Consider the following 22,185-nt stretch of genomic DNA (forward strand, 5'->3'; position numbering starts at 1 on the left):
CGCTCCGCGCATCCATTTCCGTCACGTAATGATCGAAAATGATCGTTGACGTGATCGTGAAAGAGCAATAATGCTTGGAGCTGACAAGAGCGTGGATGACGCCACGATATTGCGCTGAACGGATGCCGGGAAAAACCGGTGCGGCAGTCAGCATGACAGGACGGGTTTATCGGCCCGCCGATTGGGGAGGATTAAATGATCAAGCGGCCTGAGAGTGGTATCACGTTGTCGCCGGGCGTCCGCGCGTTTCGCGCCGGCGTTTCCGCAGCGGCGCTGGCGATTGGTGTCATGGCCGGCCCGGCCTTCGCGCAGACCGCACCACCCGCAGAGTCGATCGCCGACGGGCAGGAAATCGCTCCCGAACAGATTCAGGACGATAGCGACATCATCGTCACCGGCACTTTGCTGCGCGGCGTCGCGCCGGTCGGCACCAACGTTGTCGGCGTGACGCGCGAGGATATCCTGAAATCCGGCGCGGCGTCCGCCAATGATCTGCTCGCCGATGTTCCCCAGGTGGGCAATTTCGGCACGGTCCCGGTCGGCACGGGATCATTCGCTTTGCCGATCGTTCGGCCGAATATCCGCAACCTCGCGGCGGCTGGCGGAAGCTCCACGCTGGTGCTGCTCAACGGTCATCGCATGGTTGGTGCTGGTGTCCTTCAGACCACGGTCGATCCATCAATTCTGCCGCCGGAAGTTATCGACCGGGTCGAGATCGTGCCCGATGGCGGTTCGGCAATCTACGGATCGGATGCGATCGGCGGCGTCATCAATTTTATCACGCGCAGCCGGTTCAATGGTCTTGCGGCTAATGCCCGCTATGGTCTTGCCGATAATTATCAGACCATCGACGGCAGCCTGACGGCGGGCAAGGATTGGGGCAGCGGATCGCTGCTCGTCACCTATGCCTATGCGTGGCACGACAATATTCAGAATCGCGATCGCGACTATACCAATGCCGACCATAGCGGTCGTGGCGGACAGGATTTCCGCTCGCAGGTTTGCTCACCGGGGAACGTGATCGACAATCCCCTTAATCCCCTTACGGGCGTTCCAATCCTGTTTCCCCTGCCGGGGAATATCCCTTATGCCATGCCTGGGTTGGTGCGGGGCGCTGTCAACAAATGCGATACCAACGCCAATTCGGATTTCTATCCGCGTGAAGAGCGTCACACGGTATTCGCGTCGCTGACGCAGCATCTTTCGGATCATGTTGAATTCTCGGCGACCGCTTATTGGTCGCGCCGCGATACGACGACACTGACGCAACAACCGGGTATCACGGGCTTGATCTGGGGGAGAACGCTGCTCGGGCAGCTCGGGCCGATAAATCCCTATTTCCAAGCCGTTGGTACCCCTCCGTTTCAGTCCTTCGTACAATCCGTCTCCATCTCGTTCGATGACGTGTTCGGTCCCACGGTAACGAGCAAATCCCGCTTCGACTCCTATGGCGTGACGCCAAGCTTCAAGTTCGATCTCGGCCATAATTGGCAATTGCGCACCGAGGCGAATTTCGGGCGCAGCGACAATCTGGTCCTCGACAACACGATCAACACCACGGCGGCGACCAATGCGCTTGCCGGGACCACGCTTGCCACCGCGCTCAATCCTTATGACCTGAGCGCGACCAATCCGGCGGTGCTGGCGGCGATCCGCGACTTCCAGAATTATGGACACGCTGTGCAGGAGCTGGCCGAGGCGCGTTTCGTGTTGGATGGGTCGCTTGCGCGACTGCCGGGCGGCGATATCCGCCTCGCGATAGGCGGTGAATATCATTATGAAAACCTTCAGTCGCAGATCAGTCAAAGTCCCCGCGGCGATCTTTCCAACTCCATCAGGTCCTTCTCGTCGCGTAACGTGAAGTCGGCCTTTGCTGAACTGCTGATCCCGATCTTCGGGGCGGACAATGCCGTGCCCGGGCTGCGTCAGCTCAATCTGTCGGGTTCGATCCGCCATGACGATTACAGCGATCAGGGCGGCTCCACCAATCCCAAGGTCGGGGTGACTTGGAAGCCGGTGGATCAACTGACGATCCGCGGCAACTATGGCACATCGTTCCATGCGCCGAGTCTTGCGGATACGACCAGCACATCGGATTCGCGCGCGCAGATTTTGTTGTTCAGCCCGTTCCGTGCAGGCGGCAGCCCGACAAGCGATTTGGCGCGTCCCACGATCATCCTTGCCGGCGGTAATCCCGCTCTGAAGCCGGAAACCGCCAATACCTGGTCCGCCGGTTTCGACTGGAAGCCGACCATCGCGCCTGGGCTCGTCGTCAGCGCGACCTATTACAATGTGAACTTCAAGGACGCGATCCAGGTTCCTCCGCTCACGTCGCCGATCCTATATTCGAATCCCGGCTATTCGAGCTTCTACATTCTGAATCCGACACTTCAGCAATCGCTGGCGGCGGTCGGCAACCTGCCACTGAATGGTGCACCAAGCATCCAGTCGCTTTACGCACTTGGTGCGCCCTATGTGCTGATCGATGCACGTCGCAATAATATCGGCGCGATCAAGGTCAGCGGGATCGATTTCAATGTGAATTATCTGCGCCCTACCGGCTTTGGCTCGGTGAATCTGGGCGTCAGTGGCACCTATACGCTGAGCCGCAAGAACCAGGCGGTGAAGGGGGATCCGTTCTCGGATGAATTGAAGAACGGCACCGGTCGGCTTGCGCTGGTGGCAAATGCGGGTGGTACGATCAGCGACTTCACCGCGCAGGCCAAGCTGAATTATCGCCAGGGCTATCCGATCCTCGGCTTGGTCAACCAGTCGCGGATTGGCTCATTCACGACCGTTGATCTGTTCTTCAGCTACGCACTGCCCGACAAGGGTGCGCTCAAGGGCACGATGCTGACCCTCAATGTCGACAATGTGTTCGATCGTGATCCGCCCTTTTCCGACACACTGGCCGGCTATGCCAATGGCAGCACGCTCGGGCGGTTGGTCTCGATCGGCCTGCGCAAGAAGTTCTGAAGGGGATGCCGTGGCAGTGGACAAAGGGAATTGAGGCGGCCGCCGCCGCAGCGATGTGACGGCGGCGATTCGTAGCGATAATGTTCGTACCAGAGTGTGAGGAGAGTCGCGTGCGGCGTCAGCCGGCCTATCGGATCACGAGTGGCGGTTCGCCTGTGCGCGGCCGCCATCGCTACGGGCTGACGACACTGGCGGTGCTGTGCTTCACGCTGGTCTGTGCTGGCGGTGTTCGTGCCGCGACCGCAGAGGCGCCCGATGCGCTCCGCGTCGAATATAGCGCCGCGCCGCTCGGGCTCGACGAGCCGGCGCCGCGTCTTTCCTGGCACTCGCCGGTGGCGCGGCAGAGCGCTTATCGAATCCGCGTCGGTGAGAGCGCGGATGCGCTGACGGGTGATCGGGCGTTGTGGGACAGCGGCAAGGTCACCTCATCCGCCAGCACTCAGATCGCCTATGCCGGCCCGGCGCTCGAATCAGGCAAGCGCTATGTGTGGCAGGTCCAGACTTGGGACGAAGCTGGCAAGGCGAGCGGCTGGAGCGCGCCCGGCTGGTGGGAAATGGGCTTGCTCAAGCCCGCCGACTGGACGGCGAGCTGGATCGCGGGGCCGAAGCGCACCGATCACGACTGGCGCGATTTCACCTTCACCGCCGACCTGACGCTGACCGGCAAGTCGGTCGACCTGTTGTTCCGTGCTCAGCCGATCGGCAAGACCTATGGTGAGGCCTATGTCTGGACGCTCGCCCGGACCGACAAGGGGCCGGCGCTGGTCGCGCAGGTCCGGCATTATCCCGGCGGCACATCATCGGCAGTCAAGGTGACTGAGTTGAAACGTGTAGCCTTGCCGGCAAAGGCGCTGGGAGATGGGCGGCATATCGTGTCGATCACTGCGGCGGGTGACCGGCTGACCACCGCGATCGACGGCGTCACGGTCGATACGCTGACCGACGCATCGGTCGCGCATGGCACGATCGGTTTCACCGCGAAGGAACCCGGCGCCGCGATCATCCACCGAGTCCGCATCACCGGAACCACGCCGTTCGAGACGCGCTTTGTGGCCAACGACAATGCCTTTACCGGTGGCGATGTCACGAAGGACGGGCTGGCCGTGCCGGGCGGGGTGCCCAAGGTCGATATCGTCCTGCCGATCGAAGCGCCAGCCCCGCTGCTGCGCCGCGCCTTCACCCTGCCGGCCAAGAGGATCGCCCGCGCACGGCTCTATGTCGCTGGCGCCGGCTGGCCGCGCTTCAGCCTTAACGGCCAGGTGATCGGCGCGTCGGCGATGGCGAGCGGTTATACCGCCTATGACAAGCGCGTACTCTATCAGACCTATGACGTAACCGCCGCGCTGCGCCCCGGTTCCAATGCGATCGGTGCTGAGCTCGGGCGTGGCTGGTATGGGCTGACCGATCCCAATGAATGGTATTGGCAGCAAGCGCCGTGGCACGGCGACCCGGCACTCCGTGCGCAGCTCCAGATCGACTTTGCCGATGGAACGAGCCAGCGCATCGCGACCGATGCGAGCTGGCGCACCGCCTTCGGGCCGACCTTGGCCGACTCGATCTATCGCGGCGAGCGCTATGACGCGCGGCTGCATCCGAACGGTTGGGACAAGCCCGGCTTTGCCGATCGCCGCTGGGCATCTGCGCGCATCGTCGATGGACCGGCGGGCACGCTGGTCGCCGCCAATGTCGAGCCGATCGCCCCGGTCGCCGATCTCAAGCCGGTCACGATCAAGCAAGTCCGGCCCGGCATTTGGGTGCTGGATTATGGTCGCATCATCGCCGGCTGGCCCGCGCTGCGCGTGTCGGGTCCACGCGGCCAGACGGTGTCGATGCTGTCCAGCGAACGCATTGGGGATGACGGGCTGGTCATACCAGCGGCCGGGCTGATCGACGCGCAATTGCAGACCGATCGCTACACGCTGGCGGGCGGTGGTGAGGAGCAATGGGAACCGCGCTTCGGTTATCGCGGCTTTCGGTATGTCCAGCTCGACGGCTTTCCCGGTACGCCTGGCCCCGACGCGCTGACCGCGCGAATCGCGCATAGCGCAGTGGCGGCGACCGGCGAGTTCCGCAGCAGCGATACACTGCTGATGCAGATCGACGCGGCGGCGATCGCGACGATCCGCAACAATATGCATGGTTTCCAGACCGACACGCCGACCTTGGAGAAGAATGGCTGGACCGGCGACGCGCAAGCCTCGGCCGGAGCGGCGGCGCGCAGTCTCGATGTCGCGCGCGTCTGGACCAAATGGCTCGGCGATTTCCGCGACGCGCAATCAGCCAGGGGCGAGATTCCCGAGATCGTGCCCGCGACCCCGCTTTACGGTTATGAGAACAGCCCGGGCTGGAACATGATCTGGGGCCCGACCCCGCCCTGGGACGTGGCGACGATGATCCTGCCCTGGGAACTCTACACCAGCTATGGCGACAGCCGCATCCTCGAACGGATGCACGACGCGCAGGCGCGGCTGGTCGATTATACCGGCGGCTGGTTCAAGGCGCCCGAGTATCGCCGCGAAGGCTTTGAGCTGAGCGAATGGTCGCCGCCCGGCGCGGCCGATTTCCTCAATCAGCGCGGCGGCGGGATCGATGCGGTTGCCAGCGCCTATTATTTCCTCGAGGCCGATTTGCTGGCGAAATCGTCGGCGGTGATCGGCAAGCAGGCCGATGCCGACCGTTACGGCGCGCTCGCCCGCAACATCCGCGATGCCTATAACCGGCGCTACTGGGATGGCGCGGCACGGCATTACCGCACGACCGATGCCAAGGGCGTGGCGGGTGCGCCGACCCAGATCCAGAATGTCCTGCCGCTCGCCATGGGCATGGTGCCGGACGGGGCGGAGCAAGCGGTGGCCGATACGATCGCTGCCGATGTCGAGAAGAACGGGCTGCGCACCGGCGTTTATGCAACGCGCTATCTGCTCGAAATCCTCAGCGATCATGGCCATGCCGATCTCGCCTACAAGGTCGCGACGCGCACGGACGAGCCGAGCTGGGGCTGGTGGATCAAGAACGGGCACGGCACGATGTTCGAAAGCTGGAGCCTCGAAAGCCGCTCGCGCGACCATCATTATTTCGGCTCGATCGCCGACTGGATGCGCCAGCGCCTGGCCGGTTTGCGGCCGGGCCAGCCGGGCTATGCCAGCGTGCTGGTACGGCCGGAAATCCCCGCCGGACTCGCTTCGGCCAGTGCAACGATGGACACGATCCGCGGTCGTGCCGCGGCCGGATGGACGGTCGAGCATGGTGTGCTGACGCTGACGGCGGAGATACCCGCCAATACGAGCGGAGAGATCTGGGTCCCGCTACGCTTCGGGCCGGTGCGCAGTGCCGCAAAGGATGCGACACTGGTGCGCACCACCACCGGCTTTGCGGTCTACTCGGTCGCGGCCGGGCGTCATGTTTTCGAAGCGGGAGCAAGCCAATGAGTTTCGCGCGCAGCTACGGGTTCGCCGCGTTGATCGCATCATGCCTCGCTATTTCGGCTCAGGCTCAGACCCCAGCCACTCCTGCCGCCACGGTCGAAACCGGCGCGCTTCAGGGTCTGACGGCGGACGGCATCGCGGTGTTTCGCGGCATTCCCTATGCAGCGCCGCCGGTCGGCGATCTCCGCTGGCGCGCGCCGCGGCCGGCGGTGCGCTGGTCCGCTCCCCGCGACGCGACCAAATTCGCCAATGATTGCCCGCAGACCTGGATGCCCGGCGATGCCGCGACGAGCGGTCAGCCGATGAGCGAGGATTGTCTTTACGCCAATGTCTGGACGCCGAAGCCGGGGAAACCGGGCGCCGGCAAAAAAGCCAGGGGCCTGCCCGTCATGGTCTGGGTCCATGGCGGCGCCTTCGTCAACGGATCGGGCGCGTCGCCGCCTTATGACGGCGTGCGGCTGGCGAAGCGCGGCGTGGTGGTGGTCAATTTCACCTATCGCATCGGCCGGCTTGGCTTCTTCGCGCATCCCGCACTGACCAGGGAAGCCAATGGCGCGCCGACCGGCAATTGGGGCCTGTTGGACCAGATCGCCGCGCTCAACTGGGTCAAGCGCAACATCGCCGCGTTCGGCGGCGATCCGGCGCAGGTGACGATTTTCGGCGAATCCGCCGGTGGCCAGTCGGTCAACCGGCTAATGGCTTCGCCGCTGGCGCACGGCCTGTTCGTGCGCGGTATCGCCTCGTCAGGCGGCGGGCGCGACAAATGGCCCGACCTCGCCACTGCCGAGGTCAAGGGCATCGCCTTTGCCAAGTCGGTTGGCGCTGGCGACGATGCCGCGTCGCTCCGCGCGATCCCGACCGATATCGTACGCGGCAAGATCGGCTTGCTCAACAATGAGGAGGCGACCTACTCCGGCGGAATCACCGACGGCCAGATCGTCACCGACAGCGTCGATGCGATCTTCGCGGCGGGCAAGGAAGCACGGATCCCCTATATCGTCGGCGCGAACAGCGATGAGCTCGGCTTTCTGCCCGCACCGTTCAAGGGGCCCGCGACCGCCGGCATCATCAAGCCGCTCGGCGATGTCAGTGCGCTGCGCACTGCGTATGGCGCGTCGTTCGATGATCGCATTGCCGGCGACATGGTGTTCGTCGAGCCGTCGATCGCGCTCGCCCGGCGTCATGCCGCGAACGGCAACCCGACCTGGGTCTATCGCTTCGGCTATGTGGCCGAGGCCAAGCGCGCCGAACTCAAGGGCGCGCCGCATGCCTCCGACATCAACTATGTGTTCGACACGCTCGATGCGCTGAAGCCCGCGCCCAGTGCCGCCGATCGGGCGGCAGCGGCGTTGGTGTCGACCTATTGGAGCGACTTCGCCAGGGCGGGTGACCCGAACAGCAAGGGCGCTCCGCGCTGGGATCGTTACACCGCCAAGGCGCCAGTCGCGCTGCATATCGGCATTGGCGAGACCGCCATGCATCCCGCCGCCGATGCCGGCCTGGATGCGCTGGCGAAACTTCGTGATGGAGAAAAGAAATGATGCGCCGTTCGATGCGCCGTTCGATCCTGGGCGGCGCCATCGCGCTTGGCTTGGCCGCGACCTGGAGTCTGGCCGCCTGTGCAAGCGCCGGTACGCCGACGACGATCGACAAGACGGTGATCCCGCTCTGGCCCAAGGGCGCGCCGGGCAGCCTGCCCGACATGCCCGCCGAGGTCACCGAGCTGCGAGCGTCCAATCCGGGCACGATCATGCGCAATGTCACCGTGCCGGGACTGCTGATCTATCCGGCCGATCCCAAGACCGCCAACGGCACCGCGATGATCGTCGCGCCCGGCGGCGGCTTTCACCTCCTCAGCATCGAGAATGAAGGCATTGCGGTCGCCAAATGGCTCAACAGCCTGGGCGTCACCGCGATCGTGCTGAAATACCGGCTGATCGCGACCGGTGACGATGTGCAGAGAGCGCTGATCGGCCGGCTGCTCAATCGCTCGGCAATGATGCGCGCGATCGACCCGCTCCAGCCGCTGGTCACTGCCGATGGTGAGCAGGCGGTGCGCTATGTGCGCGCCCATGCGAAGCAGCTGAAGATCAAGCCGAACCGGGTCGGCCTGATGGGCTTTTCCGCCGGTGGCGCGGTCTCGGTCTGGGCAACGCTCGCCAATCATGCCGACAGCCGTCCCGACTTTCTCGTGACGATCTATCCCGGCCTGATCGCCGGCCACGCGCCGGTTCCGGCCAATGCGCCGCCTTTGTTCGACCTGGTTGCCGATGATGATCCGATCGTTCGGCCGGAAGCCGAAGAATTGCAAAAGGCGTGGAAGGCGGCGGGTGGTGACGCGACCTATGTCACCGTCGCCAATGGCGGTCACGGCTTTGGTATGGCGAAAACCGGCAAGGCCTCCGACGCCTGGCCCGAACGGCTGCAGCAATGGCTCGACGCGAAAGGATATCTCCGCAAATGACCCCCAGATTGAGTATCGCGCTGCTCGGCGGTGCTGCCATGGGCATGGCGGCAGTTGCTGTTCTGGCGCCTGTCGAGGGCGTCCGCGCCGCGCCGGCGGGATCGTGCGGATCGCTGACCGGCCTGACCATCGCCAATGGCAAGATCGACAGCGCCGTGATGGTGAAACAGGGTGAGTCGATCACCACCGAGGCCGGCAAGCCCAGCCTGCCTGCGCCGGCGACGTTCTGCCGCGTCCATGCGGTACTCAAGCCCACACCGCGTTCGGAAGTGAAGATCGAGGTCTGGCTGCCCGAAAGCGCCGGCTGGAACGGCAAGCTGCTCGGCGCCGGCAATGGCGGCTATGGCGGGACATTGACCCTGCCTGCGCTGACCATGCGTACCGGTCTTGCCAGGGGCTATGCCGCGACCGGCAGCGACATGGGACATCTCAGCACCGACGTCGACGCGAAATGGGCGTTGAATGAGCCCGAGAAGATCGTCGACTTCGGTCACCGCGCCAATCACCTGGCAGCGCTGCTCGCCAAACAGGTCGTCGCGTCCTATTATCCGAAGCCGCTCGCCGCCGCCTATTTTCACGGCTGCTCCGACGGCGGCCGCGAGGCGCTGAACGAGGCGCAGCGTTATCCCACCGATTATGACGCGATCATCGCCGGTGCGCCGGCCAACCCATGGACGCGGCTGATGACCGGCTTCATGGCCGATCACCGCGCCGCGTTCGGCAAGCCCGAATCGATCATTCCCAATGCCAAGCTGAAGCTGTTGCAGACCGCCGCGCTGGCGAAATGCGACGCGGCGGACGGCGTCGCCGACAAGGTCATCGAGGATCCGCGCAAATGCGGCTTCGACCCCGTCGTCCTGCAATGCAAGGCGGGGGCGGGCGATGACGCGAATTGCCTGAGCGCGCCGCAGGTCGAAACCGCACGCGCGCTGTATCGCGGCCCGGTCGATGCCAAGGGCAAGTCGATCTTCCCCGGCTATATGCCCGGCGCGGAGGCGGTGCCCGGTACCTGGGATCTGTGGCTGACCGGCACGAACGCGCAGCATGGCCGCTTCGCGACCGAATTCTACCGCTACATGGTCCATGCGAAGCCCGACTGGCAGCCGGCGGATTATGATCCGATCGCCGATCCCAGGCTGGCAGCGAAAAAGTTCGCCAACGTCCTCGACGCCGGCACCGACCTCAGCGCCTTCTACAAGCGCGGCGGCAAGCTGATCCTGTATCACGGCTGGTACGATGCGGCGATTCCGCCGGAAAACACGATCAACTATTTCGAGGAACTCAAACGCACGCAGCGCCAGGCATCGTCGTCGACCCGGCTGTTCATGGTGCCGGGCATGTCGCATTGCCTGGGCGGGCCGGGCGCCACGGGGTTCGATCCGCTGACCGCGCTCGACCAGTGGAGACAGGGCGGGGCTGCGCCCGAACGGATCGTCGCGACGCGCTACGACAACCCGTTATTCGCTTATATCGGCTTGCCGGCAAAGGCGCTCGGCACCCGGCCGCTCTGCGCCTACCCCAAGGTCGCGCATTGGAAAGGGACGGGGTCGACCGACGATGCCGCCAATTTCGACTGCGTCGCGCCGAGCTGAAATGATGTCGCCGCCATTGACCCTTGCCCATGTCCGGGGCGCCGATGCGCCGCCGCTGATCGAGCACAGTATCGGTGAGGCGCTGGCCATCGCCGCGCGTCGCTGGGGCGAGCGCGATGCATTGGTCTCGGTCGCGCAGGGTATTCGCTGGAGCTTTGCCGAATTGCTCAAACGCGCCGATGCGCTGGCGGCGGGGCTGCTCGCGCTCGGCATGGTGCGCGGCGACCGGATCGGCCTCTGGGCGCCCAATTGCGCGGAATGGACGCTGACCCAGTTCGCCGCGGCGCGTGCCGGGCTGATCCTGGTCACGATCAATCCCGCCTATCGCGTCGAGGAAGCCGGCTTCACCATCGCCAAGGTCGGCCTGCGCGCGCTGGTCGTCGCGGCTGAATTCAGGACCAGCGACTATGTCGGCATGGTCGAACAGCTTTGCCCGGAGCTACCCGGCTGCGCGTCGGGACGGCTGGAGTCGGCGGCGCAACCGAGCCTGGCGGTCGTCGCCAAGATCGGCGGCGATACCCGTCCGGGCTGGCTCGATTTCGATGCGATCCCCGCGCTTGCCACTGCCGCCGACCATGACGCGCTGGCGCGGATCGGCGCATCGCTCGATGCGCGCGACGCGATCAACATCCAATTCACCAGCGGCACCACCGGCCTGCCCAAGGGCGCGACGCTGTCGCACCATAATATCCTCAACAATGGTTATTTCGTCGGCAGCGCGATGGGGCTGGGGCCGGAAGATCGCATCTGCATCCCGGTGCCGCTCTATCATTGCTTCGGCATGGTGCTGGGCAATCTGGCCAGCGTCACCCTCGGCGCGGCGATGATCTATCCAGGGCCAGCCTTCGATCCCGCGACGGTGCTGCGCACGATCGAGGCCGAGCGCTGCACCGCTTTGTACGGCGTGCCGACGATGTTCATCGCCGAACTGGCCGAGCTCGACCGCACGCCGGTCGATCTGTCGTCGCTGCGCACCGGCTGCATGGCGGGGGCGAGCTGCCCTGAATCGGTGATGCGCCAGGTGATCGAGCGGATGAATATGCGCGACGTGACGATCGCCTATGGCATGACCGAGACCAGCCCGGTCAGCTTCCAGACCGCGATCGACGACGGACTGGAGGCGCGCGTCGGCACGATCGGACGGGTCCAACCGCATCTCGAATGCAAGCTGATCGACGACGCGGGCGCGATCGTCGCGGCGGGCGAAACCGGGGAGCTGTGCACGCGCGGTTATTCGGTGATGCTTGGTTATTGGGACGATGCCGAACGTACCGCAGATGTGATCGACGAAGGCGGCTGGATGCACAGCGGCGATCTCGCGGTGATCGACGCCCATGGCTATGGCCGCATCGTCGGTCGCCTGAAGGACATGGTGATCCGCGGCGGCGAGAATATCTCGCCGCGCGAGATCGAGGAGTTTCTCTACCGCCATCCCGCGATCGAGGATGTCACCGTGGTCGGCATTCCCGACGCGCGCATGGGCGAGGAACTTTGCGCCTGGATCCGTCTGCGCCCCGATGCGGTGGGCGATGAGGGCGAGATCCGCGACTTCTGCCGCGACCGCATCGCGCACTACAAGATTCCGCGTCACATCCGCTTCGTCGATGCCTTTCCGACGACGGTCACCGGCAAGATCCAGAAATATCTCATCCGCGAGGCGATGGTCGCCGAGCTCGCTCAATCCCAGGAAAAGGAAGTCCAATGAAATATGCCGCTGCTCTGATCGCGCTTTCGATCGCCACCGCTGCCTCGGCCCAGACCGCGCCGGCCCCCGCCCCCACGCCAGCGACGCCGGCTGCGCCCGCCATCGGCGCCAAGTATACGCTGGATACGCCGCTGGCCGATCTCGTCGCTGATCCGGCCGCCAAGGCAGTGCTCGACAAGGATTTGCCCGGCCTGACCACGCTCGACGGCTTCGACTCGTTCAAGGGCGCCAGCCTCAACCAGGTCGTGCCCTTCTCCAACGGCGCGCTCATCCCCGAGAAGCTGGCCCAGGTCGCGGCCGATCTCGCGGCGATCAAATGACCGGGAGAGTGGCCATATTTCGTTTTTCGTCGCGCGCGGCATTGCTTGCCGCCTGCGCGCTGTCCGCATTGCCCGCCACCGCCGAAGACAGGGTGCTTTACCTCAACCCCGCCGCACCGCTTGAGGCGCGTGTCGACGATCTGCTGTCCAGGCTGACGCTCGAGGAGAAGATCTCGTTGATGGCCGGCGCGACCGGCATGACCGGGCAGGCGATTCCGCGTCTCGGCATCCCCGAGATCAAGATGACCGACGGGCCGACCGGCGTGCGCTCGCCCGAGGGTCAGCCGGCGACCGTCTTCCCGGTCGGTGTGGCGATCGCCGCGACGTGGAATCCGGCACTAGCGCAACAGGTCGGCGGCGCGATCGCCGAGGAGGCGCGGGGCTATGGTGCGTCGGTGTTGCTCGCGCCGACCGTCAATATCGTGCGCACCCCGCGCTGGGGCCGCAATTTCGAGACTTATTCCGAAGACCCCTATCTCACCGGCCGCATCGCGCTTGGTTATGTGCGCGGCGTGCAGGACAATGGCGTCGGCGTTTCGATCAAGCATTTCGCCGCCAACAATCAGGAGACCAACCGCTTCTTCACCAACTCGGTGGTCGACGAGCGGACCATGCGTGAGCTTTATCTTCCCGCCTTCGAAACGGTGGTGAAGACGCTCGATCCCTGGTCGGTGATGGCCTCCTACAACAAGCTCAACGGCACTTATGCGGGTGAGAATAGCTGGCTGCTGACCGATGTGCTGAAGAAGGAATGGGGCTTTAAGGGTTTTGTCGTGTCCGATTGGGGCGCGACGCACACCACCGCCAAGGCGATCAATGCCGGGCTCGACTTGGAGATGCCCGGTCCGCCGCAGCATTTCGGCGCAAAGCTGCTCGCCGCCGCCAAGGCGGGCGAGGTCACGCCGGCGCAGATCGACGAGACCGCGCGGCGCATGGTGCGCCTGATCGTGCGCAGCGGCGTGATCGAGGGCACCGCCGGGACAAAGGGCATGGTCGGTGGACCGGCGCATGCCGCGGTGTCGCAGCGTGCCGCCGAGGAAGCGATCGTACTCCTGAAGAATGCCGGGCTGCTCCCGCTCGATCCGTCGATCAGGACGCTGGCCGTGATCGGTCCGAACGCGGCCAAGGCGCGCATCCAGGGCGGCGGCAGTTCCGCGGTTCAGCCATTCGATGCGATCGCAGCGCCGCTCGATGCGCTGCGTGCGGCGCTGCCCGGCGTAAAGATCCTGTACGAACGCGGCGTCGATAGCGAAGACGTGCCGCCCGCCGCCGATGCCGCATTGTTCAGCATGGATGGGAATCGCACCAGGGCCGGCCTCGCGCAAAGCTATTTTGCGGCGGCGGACCAGGCCGGCGAACCGGTCGCTTCGGATGTTGCGACGACCTTCGTCAAATATATCAGCGGCAATGTCGCCGGCCCGCAATCGGCCAATTATCTGTCGCTGCGCTGGAAAGGCCTGTTCTGGGCGCCGGTTTCGGGTCGTTACGAATTCAGTATTCGCGGTACTGGCAAGGCCATGCTCGCCTTTGACGGCAAGACCCTGATCGACAAGACCATGCCGTCGGTGCCCGACAATCGCGATGTGATTGGCTTCCCGGTCGCGCGCCGGACCGCGACGGTCGAGTTGGAGGCGGGCAAGGGTTATCCGATCCAGCTCGATTACACGAACGGCAAGTCGCTCTACGAATCGCTCAGCTTCGGCGTGCGCGTGCCGCGCCCGTCGCTCGACGCTGCGGTTGCCGCGGCGAAGTCGGCTGACGCCGCGATCGTGATCGTCGGCTCGAACAGCCTGACCGAGGGCGAGGGCTATGACCGCGCCTCGATCGACTTGCCCGGCGATCAGGACAAGCTCGTCTCGGCGATTGCCGCCGCCAACAAGAAGACCGTGGTGGTGGTCAATGCCGGCGCGGCAATGACCATGCCGTGGAAGGACGAGGTGCCGGCGATCGTCGATATGTGGCTCACCGGCCAGTCCGGCCCGGCCGCGCTGGCCGGTATCCTGACCGGCAAGGTCAATCCGTCGGGTCGGCTGCCGGTGACCTTTCCGGCCAGGGATGCGGACGATGTGATCAAGATGGATGCGGGCACCAGCTCTTACTCGGAAGGGTTGCTGGTCGGGTATCGCAGCTTCGATGCGCGCGGGGTGACGCCGCTCTTCGCCTTCGGCCATGGGCTGTCCTACACCAGTTTCGACTATGGCAAGGCCGTCGCACCGGCACGGATCAAGGCGGGTGCCGCGACCAAGGTCATGCTTGAGGTGCGCAACACCGGCAAGCGTGACGGCATGGAGGTGGTGCAGCTCTATGTCGCCCCGGTCGATCGCGCCGCGACCGAACCGGTCAAGCAGCTCAGGGCTTTCGCCAAGGTCGCGATCCCCGCGGGGTCACGGCAATCGGTCGTGCTGACGCTCGATCCGCGCGCCTTCGCCACCTATGACGTGGTGGCCAAGGCCTGGATGGTGCGGCCGGGCCGCTACCGGCTGATGATCGGCGCGGCGTCCGACGATATCCGTACGGTCAAGGATATCGAGGTTAGCGGGACGGCGCGGGTGCCGTGATCAGCCACTTTCCCTCTCCCCTTGTGGGAGAGGGAGGGAGCCGCGAAGCGGCGGAAGGGTGAGGGGACTTCGGCCGATGCCCCGCACACCACTCCCCCTCATCCGGGCCTTCGGGCCACCGTCTCCCACAGGGGAGAAGGAAGGTTACTCAGCGCGTCGGTGCAACCACCAGCTTGATCCCGGCTTTTTCGATCATTGCCGCGTCGCGGTCGGTGATGCCGTCGTCGGTGATGACGATGTCGAGCTCGTCGGTGGTGCACACGACATGGCCGGCAGGCGCGCCGAACTTGCTGCTGTCGACCAGCACGATGACTTCATCGGCGCGGTCGAGCAAGCGCCTCTCGGCATGGACCAGCAAGACATCGGTCTGCATCAGCCCGTGCCGCCCGATCGACGCGGCACCCATGAACAGCTTCGATGCGCGGTAACGGCTCATGCCGTCATCGTCGAACGGCGGCAGCAGGATATTCTGTTCGCGGAACAAGGTGCCGGCGGGCATCGAGATGTGCGTCCCGGGCTGGCCGATCAGCGCGCTGACGATGTGCAGCGAGTTGGTCAGGACATGCAGCTCGAGCGGGGCGAGCAGCGGGCACATCTGCAACGTGGTCGACCCGCCATCGATGATCACTGTTTCGCCCGCGCCGCACAGGGCCGCGGCGGCGCGGCCGATCGCTTCCTTGGCGGCGCGGTTGCGCTCGACATTCTCGTGGAACGGCACGCCGCGCAGATGGCCGTCATTGGCGCCCGCGCTACCGCCAGGCGCATCCGGCGCGTCGACCAGCCGCGCGCCACCGCGCACCCGGACGATCTTGCCGCTGCTCTCCAGCCGGTCGAGGTCACGGCGCAAGGTCGCGCCCGATGCGTCAAGGGTGCGATCCAGTTCCTGGAACGACACGAATCCCCGTTCGCGCATCAGTTCCAGGATCAGTCGGTCGCGATCTTCTGCGTGCATTAAAGGGCCTTTAAGGATCCCGTCAGCGTATCACGCCTGATCCGCGCGGATGCAAGCATATCCGATCATCAGACGATGCCGGCGCCAAGGCCCACGGTGTCGCGCTCCTGCGCCTTGCGCTCGCGCCAGCCGAGCGTGCGGTACAGCGCGAGCGGATCGATTGCCCCGCCCGCCTCTGCCCGTGCCATGGCAACGATCGGCGCCACATCGGTATCATAGGCGCGGCGCAGAGCGCGAAAGGCGATGATCGCGTCGTTCGACTCCTGCGCGGCGCGCAACGCCTCGCGGTCGACCAGCAACGCCTTGGCGAAGGATCCGACGATCGCGTCGGCCGAACAAAGCATGCTCTCGATCGGGTCGGTCACATTGTGCGACTGGTCGATCATATAAGCCGGGTCGAAGCCGGTGCGCGGTTCGAGCGCCGCTTCGACCAGTTCATTGAAGATCAGGAACAGCTGGTGCGGGTTGATCGCGCCGGCGTCGAGATCGTCATCGCCATATTTGCTGTCGTTGAAGTGGAAGCCGCCGAGCTTGCCCGCCTTGTGCAGCCGCGCGACGATCTGTTCGATATTCACATTGGGCGCATGATGGCCGAGGTCGATCAGGCACATCGCCTTGGGACCCAGTTCCTGCGCCGCCATCATCGACGATCCCCAGTCGGAAATGACCGTCGAGTAGAAGGCGGGTTCGAACAATTTATGTTCGAGCAGCATGCGCCAGTCGCCGGGCAGCGCGGCATAGACCTGCGCCGCCGCATCGAGATAGCGGTCGAGCGAACGGCCGAGATGCTGCTGGCCGGGGAAGTTGGTGCCGTCGCCAACCCACACGGTCAGCGCGCGCGAGCCAAGCTGGCGGCCAATCTCGATACATTCGATATTATGGTCGATCGCCTGGGCGCGGACATCGGCATCGGTCGATGACAGGCTGCCGCTGCGATAGCTGTGCGCCTGGCCGGGCTGATCCTGAAACGTGTTCGAATTGACCGCGTCGAAGCCGAGACCAAGGCTCGCCGCCTCTTCGCGCAAGGCGGCATAATCGCTGACCTTGTCCCATGGGAAATGCGGGCTGACGCGCGGCGTGACCTGGCCGAGCTGCTGGATCAGGCCGCAATCCTCGAGCTTCTCATGGATGTTGGTCGGCTCGCCCGGAATGGGGAATTTGGCGAAGCGCGTGCCGCCGCGCCCGGCGCCCCAGCTCGGCACCGCGACGCTGAAACCGGCAACCGCCGTCTTAACCAGCGCGATGTCCACGCCGCGCCGCGCCAACTGGCGGTCGAGCGCGGCATAATCCTCCGCCAGCGCATCGATGCGCTCGGCATTGTGGCTGCCGATCTGGTCGAGCGTCAGCGCAGGGCCGTTCGCCATCCTTGGTCTCCCTCAATTATCAATCTTTTAGCGCGGAAAGGCCTGCGCATTGCCGGCATCCACATTAAGCAGATTACCGGTTGATTTCGCCGATGTCGCGGATGCGAAAAAGGCCACGGCTTCCGCGACATCGGCCGGCAACACGTCACGCTTGAGCATCGAGCGGTTGCGGTAATGCGCCTCCAGCTCTTCGCCCGAATCGATGCCGTGCGCATCGGCGCGTTCCTGGCGCCAGTCGCCGTCCCAGATGCGCGATCCCTTGATCACCGCATCGGGATTGACCGTGTTGACGCGGATGCCGTGCGGCGCGCCTTCCAATGCGAGACAACGCGCGAGATGCAGCGCCGCCGCTTTGGCCGAGGCATAGGCCGAAGCGTTGGTCGCCGGCGCGATGCCGTTCTTCGACCCGATGAATACGATCGACCCGCCGCCTGCTGCGCGCAGCAGCGGGAAGGCCTCGCGCGAGGTCAGGAAATAACCTTGCGCCAGCACATCGTAGTTGCGGCGCCAGATCTCGACGCTGGTATCCTCGAGCGAGGCGGCGGACGCGATGCCGGCATTGACCACCACTATGTCGAGCCCGCCGAATTCGCGCGCGCAATCGGCAAAGGCGGCCGCGATCTGCGTCTCGTCGGTCACGTCGCACAACGAGGAGCGGACGCGGTCGGTATCGAATTTGCGCTCGAGCGTCTCGCGCGCGCCGGCCAGAGTCTCGGCATCGCGGTCGAGCAGCATCACGCAGGCGCCGTCGGCAAGCAGCCGTTCCGCGCTGGCGATACCGATGCCGCCCGCCCCGCCGGTGACCAGCGCGATCTTGCCTGCCAGCGACTTGGGCTTGGGCATGCGCTGCAGCTTGGCTTCCTCGAGCAGCCAATATTCGATGTCATAGGCTTCCTGCTCGGGCAGGCCGAGATAACCGCCGATCGCCTCCGCGCCGCGCATCACGTTGATCGCATTGCCGTAGAATTCGCCCGCCAGCCGCGCGGTGGTCTTGTCGGCGGCGAAGGTGATGCGGCCGATGCCGGGGATCAGCACGACCACCGGATTGGGGTCGCGCATCGCCGGGTCGCCGGGATGGACGCAGCGCTGATAATAAGCGGCATAGCCGTCGCGATACGCGCCGAGCTGCGCCGAGAGATAGGCATCGTCGTCGAGCTGCGCGGGGTCGAGCACGAGCGGCGCGATCTTGGTGCGCAGGAAGTGATCGGGGCAGGAAGTGCCGATCGCCGCGAGCCGTGCGAAATCGGCGGAGCTGGCGAATTGCAGCGAGCCGGCATCGTCGGAAAAATGCCCAACTTTAGACTGGTTGCCGGTCATCAGCCCGCGCAGCCGCGGCATTAGTTGCGTGGCGGCCGCTTTGCGCTCGGCTGCGGTGCGCGGCGGTACGATCTCGCCGCCAAAGTCCGGGCGCAGCGCGAGCTTGGTGTTGAGATAGGCCGCGGCGTCGGCAATCAGACCGATGGTGCGATCGTAACAGGCGCGCGACGTGTCGGCCCAGCAGATCAGCCCGTGCCCGGCGAGTACCACGCCGATGCAGCCGGGATTGGCCGCGACATGATCGCGCAAGCGCAGGCCGAGGTCGAAACCGGGCCGTTTCCAGCCGAGCCAGCCGACGGCGCCACCCCAGATATCCTGCACCGCGGCTTCGCCGTCCTGCGCCGCGGCCAGTGCGATGACCGAATCGGGATGGACATGATCGACATGCGCAAAGGGCAGGAAAGCGTGGAGCGGCGTGTCGATCGACGCCGCGCGCGGATTGAGATTGAAGGTGCAGTGCGGCAGGTAACCGACCATCTCGTCTTCATGCTCGACCCCGCGATAAAGGCGTTGGAGCCCGATCAGCCTGTCGAGATAAAGCGTCGAAAAACCGTTCAGCTTCATCGAGCCGATATCGCCGCCCGATCCCTTGACCCACAGCACTTTCACCGTCTCGCCGGTCAGCGGGTCGGTCTCGCCCAGCTTGGCGGAGGTGTTGCCGCCGCCGAAATTGGTGATGGTCAGGTCGCTGCCGAGCAGATTGGAGCGATAGAGCAGCAAATGCTCGGCCGACAGCTCGGCTGCGGTCGCTTCCGACCAGAGATTGGCCGGCACCGCGAATGCCAGGTTTTTCTGGCCGGACTGGAGTGGCCCATCCGGGAGTGGCGCCGTACGATCGGCCATCGGTCGAATCCCCTCATTCTCGTTTGACGGCGTTCTACAACAGGCTATGGTCGTAAACAATCACGTTCGATAAAAAATGATCAGATTTAATCTAGGGCGGGGGTAAATAGCGGTGCTGACGGTGGTGCTCGATGTCGGAAAGACGATGTCAAAGCTCACTTTGTGGGACGGTGGGACGCTGCTTGAACGGCGCACGCGCGCCAATGAGATCGTTGCCGGACCGCATTATACCGCGCTTGATTCGGACGGAATCGAGGCTTGGATGGTGACGGTGCTGCGTGATTTCGCAGCGTTCGGTCGAATCTGCGCGATCGTGCCGGTGGCGCATGGTGCGGCGATCGCGGTGTTGCGCGACGGGCGGCTAGCGGTGCCGCCGATCGATTATGAGCAGAACTTGCCTGCCGAGCGCCGCGCGCTTTATGATGCGGGCCGCGATCCCTTTGCTGCAACCGGATCGCCGCCGCTGCCGGCGGGGCTCAATATCGGCGCACAGCTTGACCTGCTTGACGACCTTTATCCCGCGCTGCTGACGCGGGGTGCGACGATCCTGCCCTGGGCGCAATATTGGGCGTGGCTGTTGTCGGGCGTGCCTGTGTCGGAAGTGACCAGCCTTGGCTGCCATAGCGACCTGTGGCGTCCGGCGGACGAACGGCCGTCGCAGCTGGCCGAGCGGCGCGGCTGGGCGGCGTTGTTCGCCCCGATCGCGCGTGCCGGCGATGTCGTTGGTGCCATTTCTCCCGCCATGGCGGCGCGGACCGGGCTGCCGGGGGATGTCCGTATCCATGCCGGGCTGCATGATTCGAACGCGGCGCTGCATGCCGCACGTGCCTTTGCCGAGATTGGCGACCATGAGGCGACGATCCTGTCGACCGGCACCTGGTTCGTGGCGATGCGATCGCCGGGCGCTGAAGCGGTGGTCGATATCGCCGACCTGCCCGAGGCGCGGGATTGCCTGGTCAATGTCGATGTGCGCGGGCGCATGGTGCCGTCGTCGCGCTTCATGGGCGGGCGAGAGATCGAATTGCTCAGCGGCATCGACACGCGCCGGGTCGATATCAAGCCCGACCAGCCCGCGCTGGTCGCGGCGGTACAGGATGTGGTCGCGGCCGGCGCAATGGCGCTGCCGTCGATGATGCCGGGGGTGGGCCCCTTTCCTGCCGGTGAGGGCGACTGGATCGCCGAGCCCGACGATCCCTATGCGGTGCGCGCGGCCGCGTGCCTTTATGCGGCATTGGTCGCCGATGCCGCGCTTGACCTGATCGGGTCGCGCGATCGGCTGCTGATCGAGGGACGGTTCGCCGAGGCACAGGTGTTCGTGCGTGCGCTGGCCTCGCTGCGCCCCGATACCGCGGTCTATACCGGTGCGGCACATAACGATGTCTCGTATGGTGCGCTTCGCCTGGTCGATGCGACGCTGGCGCCGCCATCGGCGCTCGATCGGGTGATGCCGCTCGAGGTCGATCTGACCGGCTATCGCGACCTGTGGCGCAAACGCATCGCCGGCCTGGCGGTAGCCGCATGAAGGCGGCGAACATCCTCGACTATCGCGCGCTGGCCAAGGCGCGACTGCCGCGATTCCTGTTCGATTATATCGATGGCGGCTCCTATGCAGAGACCACGCTGCGCCGCAATGTCGCCGATCTCGAATCCGTCGCGTTGCGTCAGCGCGTGTTACGGGATGTCGGTTCGATCGATCTGTCGACCAATTTGTTCGGAGCGCGTCAGGCGCTGCCGGTGGCGCTTGGCCCGATCGGGCTGGCGGGCATGAATGCGCGGCGCGGCGAGGCTCAGGCGGCGCGTGCCGCCGCTAAGGCGGGCATTCCCTTCACCTTGTCGACCGTGTCGGTGTGCACCGTGGCCGAAGTCGCAGCGGCGAGCCCGGCGCCCTTCTGGTTCCAACTCTATATGATCCGCGACCGCGGCTTCATGCGCGAACTGCTGGCCGTGGCGCGCGACGCTGGATGCTCCGCTTTGGTGTTCACCGTCGACATGCCGGTGCCGGGCAGCCGCTATGGCGATCTGCGCTCGGGGCTGGCCGGCGCGCCTGGCTTGCGCGGCGGACTGCGGCGGTTCGGACAGGCGGCGCTGCATCCGCGCTGGGCGTGGGATGTCGGCGTGCGTGGGCGGCCGCACGGGCTTGGCAATGTCGCTTCGGTGCTCGCGGGCAAGACGGGGCTGGAGGATTTCTTCGCCTGGATGCGGGCGAATTTCGATCCGACCGTGACCTGGCGCGACCTGGACTTCATTCGTGCCGAATGGTCGGGACCACTGATCATCAAGGGGCCGCTCGATGTCGAAGACGCGCGCGAAGCGGCGACGCTCGGTGCGGACGGAATCGTCGTGTCGAACCATGGTGGACGACAGCTCGACGGCGTGCCGTCGACCGCGCGCGCCTTGCCGGCGATCGCGGCGGCGGTCGGCGACCGGCTCACCGTGCTGGCCGATGGCGGCGTCCGTTCGGGGCTCGATGTGGTGCGCATGCTCGCGCTCGGCGCGCGCGGCGTGCTGCTCGGCCGCGCTTGGGCCTATGCGCTGGCCGGTGGCGGCGAGCGCGGCGTCGCGCATGTGCTGGAACTGATTGCCGCCGAGATGCGCGTGGCGATGGCGCTGACCGGGGTGACCGACGTGACGGCGATCACGTCCGACATTCTCGTAAAAGACTGAACGGA

General features: G+C 65.2%; 13 protein-coding genes. 10 read left to right on the forward strand and 3 right to left on the reverse strand.

Going from position 1 to position 22,185, the window contains the following annotated elements:
* Positions 1–195: 195 nt before the first annotated feature.
* The 8 genes from G4G27_RS20785 to G4G27_RS20820 all read left to right on the forward strand — a co-directional run bounded on the left by G4G27_RS20785 (position 196) and on the right by G4G27_RS20820 (position 15,040).
* Positions 196–2,976, forward strand: a complete 2,781-nt coding sequence (locus G4G27_RS20785; RefSeq protein WP_183110400.1) for a TonB-dependent receptor — start codon at positions 196–198, stop codon at positions 2,974–2,976.
* Between the two features lie 110 nt (positions 2,977–3,086).
* Positions 3,087–6,404 (forward strand): family 78 glycoside hydrolase catalytic domain, encoded by a 3,318-nt coding sequence (locus tag G4G27_RS20790; protein WP_183110401.1) that lies wholly within the window; start codon positions 3,087–3,089, stop codon positions 6,402–6,404.
* On the forward strand, positions 6,401–7,942 hold the full coding sequence (locus G4G27_RS20795) for a carboxylesterase family protein (RefSeq protein WP_183110402.1): 1,542 nt from the start codon (positions 6,401–6,403) through the stop codon (positions 7,940–7,942). Before G4G27_RS20790 ends, G4G27_RS20795 begins: the two co-directional genes overlap by 4 nt.
* Positions 7,939–8,865 (forward strand): alpha/beta hydrolase, encoded by a 927-nt coding sequence (locus tag G4G27_RS20800; RefSeq protein WP_183110403.1) that lies wholly within the window; start codon positions 7,939–7,941, stop codon positions 8,863–8,865. Before G4G27_RS20795 ends, G4G27_RS20800 begins: the two co-directional genes overlap by 4 nt.
* The gene (locus G4G27_RS20805) at positions 8,862–10,457 is read left to right on the forward strand and encodes a tannase/feruloyl esterase family alpha/beta hydrolase (RefSeq protein WP_183110404.1); all 1,596 of its coding nucleotides are present in this window, start codon (positions 8,862–8,864) and stop codon (positions 10,455–10,457) included. The genes G4G27_RS20800 and G4G27_RS20805 overlap by 4 nt, the downstream gene beginning before the upstream one ends.
* Before the next feature lie 4 nt (positions 10,458–10,461).
* Positions 10,462–12,162 (forward strand): AMP-binding protein, encoded by a 1,701-nt coding sequence (locus tag G4G27_RS20810; RefSeq protein WP_183110405.1) that lies wholly within the window; start codon positions 10,462–10,464, stop codon positions 12,160–12,162.
* Complete coding sequence (locus G4G27_RS20815; protein WP_183110406.1) at positions 12,159–12,482, forward strand: hypothetical protein; 324 nt, start codon at positions 12,159–12,161, stop codon at positions 12,480–12,482. Before G4G27_RS20810 ends, G4G27_RS20815 begins: the two co-directional genes overlap by 4 nt.
* 8 nt (positions 12,483–12,490) lie before the next feature.
* Entirely contained in the window at positions 12,491–15,040 is a 2,550-nt protein-coding gene (locus tag G4G27_RS20820; protein WP_183110407.1) for a glycoside hydrolase family 3 protein, read from the forward strand.
* A gap of 148 nt (positions 15,041–15,188) precedes the next feature.
* Here the strand turns inward: G4G27_RS20820 and G4G27_RS20825 are convergent, their stop codons facing one another.
* The 3 genes from G4G27_RS20825 to G4G27_RS20835 form a co-directional block, all read right to left on the reverse strand.
* Entirely contained in the window at positions 15,189–15,992 is an 804-nt protein-coding gene (locus tag G4G27_RS20825; RefSeq protein ID WP_183110408.1) for a DeoR/GlpR family DNA-binding transcription regulator, read from the reverse strand.
* A 68-nt stretch (positions 15,993–16,060) separates the two neighbouring features.
* Entirely contained in the window at positions 16,061–17,356 is a 1,296-nt protein-coding gene (locus G4G27_RS20830) for a TIM barrel protein (protein WP_183110409.1), read from the reverse strand.
* 27 nt (positions 17,357–17,383) lie between these two features.
* The gene (locus G4G27_RS20835) at positions 17,384–19,516 is read right to left on the reverse strand and encodes a bifunctional rhamnulose-1-phosphate aldolase/short-chain dehydrogenase (RefSeq protein ID WP_183110410.1); all 2,133 of its coding nucleotides are present in this window, start codon (positions 19,514–19,516) and stop codon (positions 17,384–17,386) included.
* Between the two features lie 145 nt (positions 19,517–19,661).
* Here G4G27_RS20835 and G4G27_RS20840 point away from each other — a divergent pair, with 145 nt between their 5' ends.
* Together G4G27_RS20840 and lldD are read left to right on the forward strand one after the other, a co-directional pair.
* Entirely contained in the window at positions 19,662–21,038 is a 1,377-nt protein-coding gene (locus G4G27_RS20840) for a carbohydrate kinase (protein ID WP_183110411.1), read from the forward strand.
* Positions 21,035–22,180, forward strand: a complete 1,146-nt coding sequence (lldD, locus tag G4G27_RS20845) for an FMN-dependent L-lactate dehydrogenase LldD (protein ID WP_183110412.1) — start codon at positions 21,035–21,037, stop codon at positions 22,178–22,180. Before G4G27_RS20840 ends, lldD begins: the two co-directional genes overlap by 4 nt.
* The last annotated feature ends 5 nt before the right edge of the window (positions 22,181–22,185 follow it).

Origin of the sequence: Sphingomonas sp. So64.6b (genome assembly GCF_014171475.1) — a bacterium.
In the GTDB taxonomy this organism is placed as follows: domain Bacteria; phylum Pseudomonadota; class Alphaproteobacteria; order Sphingomonadales; family Sphingomonadaceae; genus Sphingomonas; species Sphingomonas alpina_A.